The organism is Microvirga sp. GN3 (assembly GCF_055792825.1).
Genome location: NZ_JBVVAK010000104.1, coordinates 22016 through 28590, shown reverse-complemented (window position 1 = coordinate 28590; position 6575 = coordinate 22016). Strand labels below are relative to the sequence as shown.

Annotated in this window: 7 protein-coding genes; 2 read left to right on the top strand and 5 right to left on the bottom strand. The window is 59.6% G+C overall.

The window, feature by feature from the left end; genetic code table 11:
• Positions 1-459 (bottom strand): Ros/MucR family transcriptional regulator (locus ACS5Q1_RS33345; RefSeq protein WP_473102234.1); only part of this gene is annotated, 459 nt, incomplete at its 3' end.
• Positions 460-640: 181 nt separating this feature from the next.
• On the opposite strand from ACS5Q1_RS33345, the gene ACS5Q1_RS33340 reads away from it, so the two are divergent.
• Positions 641-1609 (top strand): IS5 family transposase, encoded by a 969-nt coding sequence (locus ACS5Q1_RS33340; RefSeq protein ID WP_473102233.1) that lies wholly within the window; start codon positions 641-643, stop codon positions 1607-1609.
• Positions 1610-1713: 104 nt separating this feature from the next.
• Here the strand turns inward: ACS5Q1_RS33340 and ACS5Q1_RS33335 are convergent, their stop codons facing one another.
• From ACS5Q1_RS33335 to ACS5Q1_RS33320, 4 genes are all read right to left on the bottom strand, one after another.
• Positions 1714-2721 (bottom strand): hydroxyacid dehydrogenase, encoded by a 1008-nt coding sequence (locus tag ACS5Q1_RS33335; RefSeq protein WP_473102232.1) that lies wholly within the window; start codon positions 2719-2721, stop codon positions 1714-1716.
• Between the two features lie 81 nt (positions 2722-2802).
• Positions 2803-3555, bottom strand: a complete 753-nt coding sequence (locus tag ACS5Q1_RS33330) for an SDR family NAD(P)-dependent oxidoreductase (protein WP_473102231.1) — start codon at positions 3553-3555, stop codon at positions 2803-2805.
• Positions 3556-3568: 13 nt separating this feature from the next.
• Entirely contained in the window at positions 3569-3952 is a 384-nt protein-coding gene (locus ACS5Q1_RS33325; RefSeq protein WP_473102230.1) for a hypothetical protein, read from the bottom strand.
• A gap of 16 nt (positions 3953-3968) precedes the next feature.
• Positions 3969-5027: a LacI family DNA-binding transcriptional regulator gene (locus ACS5Q1_RS33320; protein WP_473102229.1), complete on the bottom strand. Its 1059-nt coding sequence runs from the start codon at positions 5025-5027 to the stop codon at positions 3969-3971.
• A 167-nt stretch (positions 5028-5194) separates the two neighbouring features.
• Here ACS5Q1_RS33320 and ACS5Q1_RS33315 point away from each other — a divergent pair, with 167 nt between their 5' ends.
• The gene (locus tag ACS5Q1_RS33315; RefSeq protein ID WP_473102237.1) at positions 5195-6562 is read left to right on the top strand and encodes an ABC transporter substrate-binding protein; all 1368 of its coding nucleotides are present in this window, start codon (positions 5195-5197) and stop codon (positions 6560-6562) included.
• Positions 6563-6575: the final 13 nt, after the last annotated feature.

The following is a 6575-nucleotide window of genomic DNA, read 5'->3' as shown; positions in this document are numbered from 1 at the left end:
AGCCGGAGCCATTGCGGCCTTCGCCGGTGCTGCAACTGCTTTCGCGTCGGTCTTCCTCCGCCGCTGGCCGAGGCCGCTGCTTCTGGCGAGTTCAGAGCGCTTCTGCGCGTAGTTGGGTGCAACCATCGGATAATCGGCCGGGAGCTCCCACTTTGCACGATACTGCTCGGCCGTCAGCCCTAGCCTCCCGAGATGGCGCTTGAGCGTTTTGTACTTCTTTCCGTCTTCAAGGCTGATCAGGAAGTCAGGCGTGACAGACTTGCGAATCGAAACGACCGGCTGCAACTGCTTCTCAGGCTCCAGCTGCTTGGGAGCTACCAACCTCTCGAGCGCAGCATGTACGGACGCGATCACGGCCGGCAGATCGGCCCGGCGAACTGCATTGTTCGCAACGTACGATGAAACGATGTCGGCGGTGATGCTTGGAAGATCCGGCTTCTGCTGCTCTGACTGATCCATAACTCATCCAATACCAGGAAAGGCAAGGCGCAATCAGTTAGCCAATTACGTTGCAGGGTCAAGCCATGTGGACACACCAGCACCTGCCAAGAGAAATCGACGTTGGTGCATAACTCGGTCCGGGGTGTCGCGCCCGGCTGGCGGTGAGGTATAGGGGCGGTCCCCTGACGCCGAGAGCCGCATGCCCTACAAGGTCCATGAAAGACGCCGCCATAAGATTCCAAAGGCTCGCTACCACGTGAAGAACTGGCGTGATTACGATGCCGCGCTACGCCGACGGGGTGACTTGACGGTGTGGGTAACACCGGCAGCGATGGCCGCGTGGACGCCACCCCGCAGCGGCCAGCGTGGTCGACCACAGCAATACTCCACGATCGCCGTCGAGACCGGCCTGCTCCTGCGGTTGGCTTTTGGTCGGCCTTGGCGCCAGACCGAAGGCATGTTGGCCTCGATCATGGGTCTGCTCGGCTTGGACCTCCCGGTTCCCGATCACACCACCTTCTCGCGCCGCAGCACCGGTCTGACTGTCGGCAAGGCGGTGAGACCAGCAACTAGTCCAGTGAATGTGGTGATCGACTCCACTGGCCTTAAGGTGTTTGGAGCTGGCGAGTGGCAGCGCGAGAAGCATGGAGGCAAGGGGCGCCGGACCTGGCGTAAGTTACACCTTGCTGCTGACCCGGATACCGGTGAGATCCTTGCTTCGGAACTGACGACCACCGAGGATGGCGATGCCTCACAGGTCGGTCCACTGCTTGATCAGATCTCGGGCCCGATTGCTTCGGTTACGGCGGACGGGGCGTACGATGGTGAGTCCGTGTACCGCATCATCGCCGAGCGGGATCCTTCCGCGGCCGTGATCATCCCACCACGATCAACGGCCGTGCCAAGCGGCAAGGCCGAAACGGCGCCTACTCAGCGGGATCGGCATCTCCAGATGATCCAGGAGCGGGGTCAGCGCGGCTGGCAAAAGGCGATTAACTACGGCCGTCGGTCCTTGGGCGAGGTGGCGATGATGCGCTACAAGACCGTGATCGGCCGCCGCCTCCACGCCCGGACTCTGCCTACGCAAAAGGCCGAAGCCGCTGCCGGCTGCAAGGTCATCAATATCATGACCCGCCTTGGCATGCCGGTATCCCGGCGCATCGCGTGAACTCCAACGTCAAGGGCTGAATGCGGCTCTCATCTGAATTACGCACCAAATATCTCTGCTGCGCACTTTCTGGCTGGCCAGCCGGACCGATGGCAAGACTCGCCTCAGGCCATAATCGCCAGCGCCGACTTTGTCACCTCATGACGATATGGTTCGCCGGCCAGCATCCTGCAGACCTCCTCCACGGCCGACATTCCCTGACGCAAATAGGTCTCGTGACTGTGCCCAGCAGCGTGAGGCGCGAGGACAGCATTCGAAAGCGTTCGCAGCGGACTGTCGTGCGGCAGAGGCTCATTCTCATAGACATCAAGAACGGCCGTAAACCGACCCTTGCGCAGCTCCGCGATGAGAGCCTGTTCGTCAACGATTGCGCCGCGTGCGGTGTTGATAAACAGGGCGCCATCCTTAATCATGGCAAGTTGAGCCGCACCGATCAGGTGTCGAGTTTCGGGTAGTGATGGCACGTGCAGAGATATGATGTCGCTGCGGCGCAGGAGATCGTCCAGACCACAGAGCTCGACCCCCATTTCACGAGCTTGAGACTCTGCAAGATAAGGATCATAGACGAGAATCCGAGCGTTGAAGGCGCGAAACAGGCGCATCATCATTCGCCCAATATAACCTCCACCAAGCAGACCCACCGTTTGCTCGCCGAGGAGCCGTCCAAGCAAGCGCGTCCGAAGGTCGAACCATGGCTCATTGTTGCGCATTCCCTCGGCGAGTTCTGCAGGATGGCGCAGGAATGACAGAACGTGCGCTATCACAAACTCAGAGACCGCTTCACCGATATGGATTGCCGCGTGTGTGACGTGCAGCCGCCCCTCCTCGATAGCCGCGAAAGGAACAAGATGCCGGATACTGCCGGCGGCATGGGCCACCAGCTTCAATGACCGTGCATGGGCCAGCAGTGTCTCGTCGAGAGGCGGAGTTCCCCAGCCGGTTATCACCGCCACAGCGCCATCAACCAGACTTGGCAGGTTCTCGGCAGTCAGTTCTCCATCTGCAGGTGCACGAACGTTCGCCACTTCTGCAAGCCGCTGCTCTGCGGATGCCGGAATAAGCTTTGCCCGCATCTCAGGTGTTAGCAGGATCGCGACTGTTGGCTTATTCATGGACGTCTCCCTCAGATGCTTGTGTGTTAGAGTTCGCTTGCTAGCCCAGCAGCCCCTACTGGCGGCGATCTCCAGTCCTTTCTAGAAGCCCACACCGCCATTGATCTGGACGACCTCTCCGGTCACGTATGCAGCCTGATCCGAGGCAAGGTAGAGCACCGTTCCGGCCACATCCTCCGGTGTGCCCTCGCGTCGCAACGGCGTCCTTGCGACCGAGTCGGCGCGGCCTTGCGGAGTGCTGAACGTGTCGTGAAACCGCGTACCGATGAGGCCGGGCGCGACGCCATTGACGCGAATGCCGAGTGGACCGACTTCCTTGGCCAAAGAGCGCACCAGCGTGGCGACCGCACCCTTGGTCGCGGCATAGTGCGAGGCGCCGTGGCCACCGCCATCGTAAGCGGCAAGAGACGACATCAGGACAATGGAGCCGGATTTTCTTGGTTCCATCGATCGCAGAGTTGCCTGCACCACCACGAATGTGCTCAGGAGGTTCAAGGAAATTGACTCCTGCCAGAGTTCCAGTGTTGCGTCTACGCAGCGGCTCCTTTTCAACAAGCCGCCTGTATTGGCGAACAGAATATCGATTGGCCCAAGATCATGTTCTGTGCGCCTGACAACCTCAGCAACCTCGTCCGGCTTCGTCATGTCCGCCTTCAAACAGAGCACCTGCTTGCCCTGCGATGTGTACTCCTTCTCGATTGCTCCCGCTTCATCGGAACTGGTCATATACGTAAATGCCACCTTTGCGCCGGCGTCGGTAAACGCGCGGGTCGTTGCGCCGCCGATCCCCGATGCACCTCCCGTGACGAGTACAACTTTCCCTGAGAAGTCCATGGTTCCTAGTCCTTTAGAGTTTGAGACGATTAGGTTCGGTGCCTATCGCCGGCTGGGTTGAATCATGAGTTCCGAAACATGAGCGCGCGGCGGCAGGTGCATGACGAACAGGCAGGCTTCGGCAATGCCCTCGGGCTTGCAGCGCAGCACGACGGGCCTCAGCGCTCACTGGTGATGGCCAGCGATCGAGCAAGGGCGTATCAGTTATGCCAAGCAGGATCGCGGTCGCACGGATGCCGTTTGCCCACTCCTCCTCCATGATGGCATGGTTCAGGGCGAGCACGCCGGCCTTCGAAGCATTGCCCCCGGCCCCGGCCGCAGCTAAGGCAATGGCACGTCCCATGCCGCTGCTTACACCGGCGATAAAAACCATTTGATTGGTCAGATCTCGGATCATCAATCCATTCCGATCTCTACCCGTTCTGCAAGTTTCGTGCCGGCGCCGTTGACCCGCGCACGATCAGTTGTGGTGTGACGTCGATGAAGGCAGGCTCGCCGGCGTGGACCGAACCCTCGACATGGGCAACGAGCATGCGCACGATCATCTCGGCCATCGCTGGTACGGGCTGGCGGATTGTTGTCAGAGCAGGCTGGGCGATCTCGGCGAGAACGATGTCATCGAAGCCAACGATCGAAATGTCATCTGGAACACGAAAGCCGAGATCGCGCGCGCCCGCATAGGCGCCGAGGGCGTACATATCGTTACCTGCCACGATCGCTGTGGGTGGATCGTCGCGGCTCAACAATTCGCGCACGCCCATCCGCCCAAGCTCTGCCCCTTCCAGGTCGCCGAAGCCCGCGACACCGCCGCCCTGCCAAATCATGTTATCCGGCAGTTGCAGTCCGGCCCGGGCCATCGCCATCTTGACACCGTTCATTCGGCCAATGCGGCTGTTGGTCTTGATTGGTCCGGACACCATAGCGATTCGCTTGTGCCCAAGCCCAATCAGATGCTGGGCGGCAAGTGTGCCGCCCAGCTCCTGATCGAGGCTCACACCGCAGGTGATGACGTCCCTGGCGCCGTTAACGCGCTGATCGAAGGCAGCGACCTTGAGGCCGCGGGCAGTCACGTCGCGCAGATAGTCGAATGACAGGGGCGAGGACCCGAGAATAACACCCGTGATCCCTGAGCCGAGCATCGCTTCGGCGTATCGTGTCTCGACGGTCGGGTCACGCTCCGCGTTGCAGATCAGGAGCTTATAGCCACGCTGTCGAGCCGCCCGTTCGACATGATGCGCGACCGCACCCCAGAATGGATTCGCCACGGATGGAATGATCAGACCGATAGTGCAGGTCTGACCTGATTTCAGCTGCCGGGCCGCAACATTAGGCGTGTACTTGAGCTGTTCGATAACGTCGAGAACGCGCCGCTTGGTTTCGGGGCGCATCTTGTCGTGCCGGCCGTTGATCACATTGGAGACCGTACTCGCGGAAACTCCAGCTCTTTTCGCGACCTCGTGAATACCAGACATCGATTCTTCCATTGGCTCGCTGCGGACCCTGTTTGTGGCGCAGGGACTGTAACGATTTACCGATAAGACAGGAGCATTCCTTTGTCAAAGCACCGAGAGTGGTACTAAGTAGCAACAATCCGCAAGGAATCCTCTGTCATCGTTGATCTTTTTTGTAGTTGACGCCCATGCTGTTCTTTGTGTTACGTTTCACCAACGAAGCTCACAGATGGCTCGCTCATAGGGAGGAAGAGATGTCGATACGGATGAATCGGCGAGAGGTACTCCGCCATGGTGCCACCCTGCTGGGCGGCGTGGCACTTACCGGGCTGCCGCTTAGCAAGGCAGTTTCGCAATCCAAGGTGCGTGTGCGCTTTGCCGGATATGTCGAATCGCAAGAGCAGCTTAAGCAAACGCTTGCCGTCCTAAAACTATATTCTGAAAAGAATCCCAGTGTTGAGATCATTCCGGAGTTCACCAATTTCGGTGCTTTCACGGACAAGATCGCGACCGAGACTGCAGGGGGCAACGCGCCAGACATGTTCAGCGTCAACGTCGATCTGCTGGCCGAATACGCCCGGCGGGGCGTTACAACGCCGCTCGATGCTTACGTTCCAAACCCGATCAATCTGGCCGATTATCTGCAAAGTGCCGTCAATGCCGCTAAATTTGAGGGCAAGCAGTACGCAATCCCCAATGACGCGATCGGGCCGACCATCATCACGAATGCCACGTCTTTCGAGAAGGCCGGTATCAAGATTCCGGATCAGATGTGGACGTGGGAGGACTTGGCCGAAACGTCTACGGCTCTCAGCAAAGCTCTCGGGCCACGGTTTTGGGGCGTCGAAGACGCTGGCGGCAACTATATTCCATGCGACATTTTCCTGCGCGGCCGCGGCAAATCCATGTTCACGCCAGATCACAAACTCGGCTTCGCCCCGGAGGACATGGAAGCCTGGTATGCGTATTGGAAGATGATGCGCGATACGAAGGCCACCCCGCCTGGTGATGTTCAGGCGCTCGCGGGCAACGACGATCCAAGCACGGCCGGCATCGTGGCAGGGCGAGCCGCGATGAACATCACGCTCACGGACAGCTTTGTCGGCTTCCAGGCCCTGTCACAGGACAACTTCGTTCTCCACATGATGCCGAACGGCTTTAGAGGCGGGGAGATGAAGCAGCGTCATTACTGCTATGCCGGCAACTCGACCACGGTGTCGGCGAAATCGCCGAACCAGAAGCAGGTCATCGACATCATCCGTTTCATGCACTTCGATCCGGAAGGTGCCAAGACATACTACACCAACAGCGGCATGATCCCGTGCTCGAAAGCCGGCCGCGACGCACTGGTCGCTTCGGGGACCGATGCGGATCGCAAGATCATCGCCTATCTTGATCTGCTGCAGAAGGATCCGGCGCCACCCCGGTACCCGGGCGTGCCGGGAATGACGGGCATGCTGACGCGCGCCAATGAGGGCGTCGCCTTCGGCAAGCTGACTCCCAAAGAGGCCGCTCAGCAGTTCATCAACGAAGTGAGTGTCCGGCTGAAGAAGTAGGTCCTGGATACAG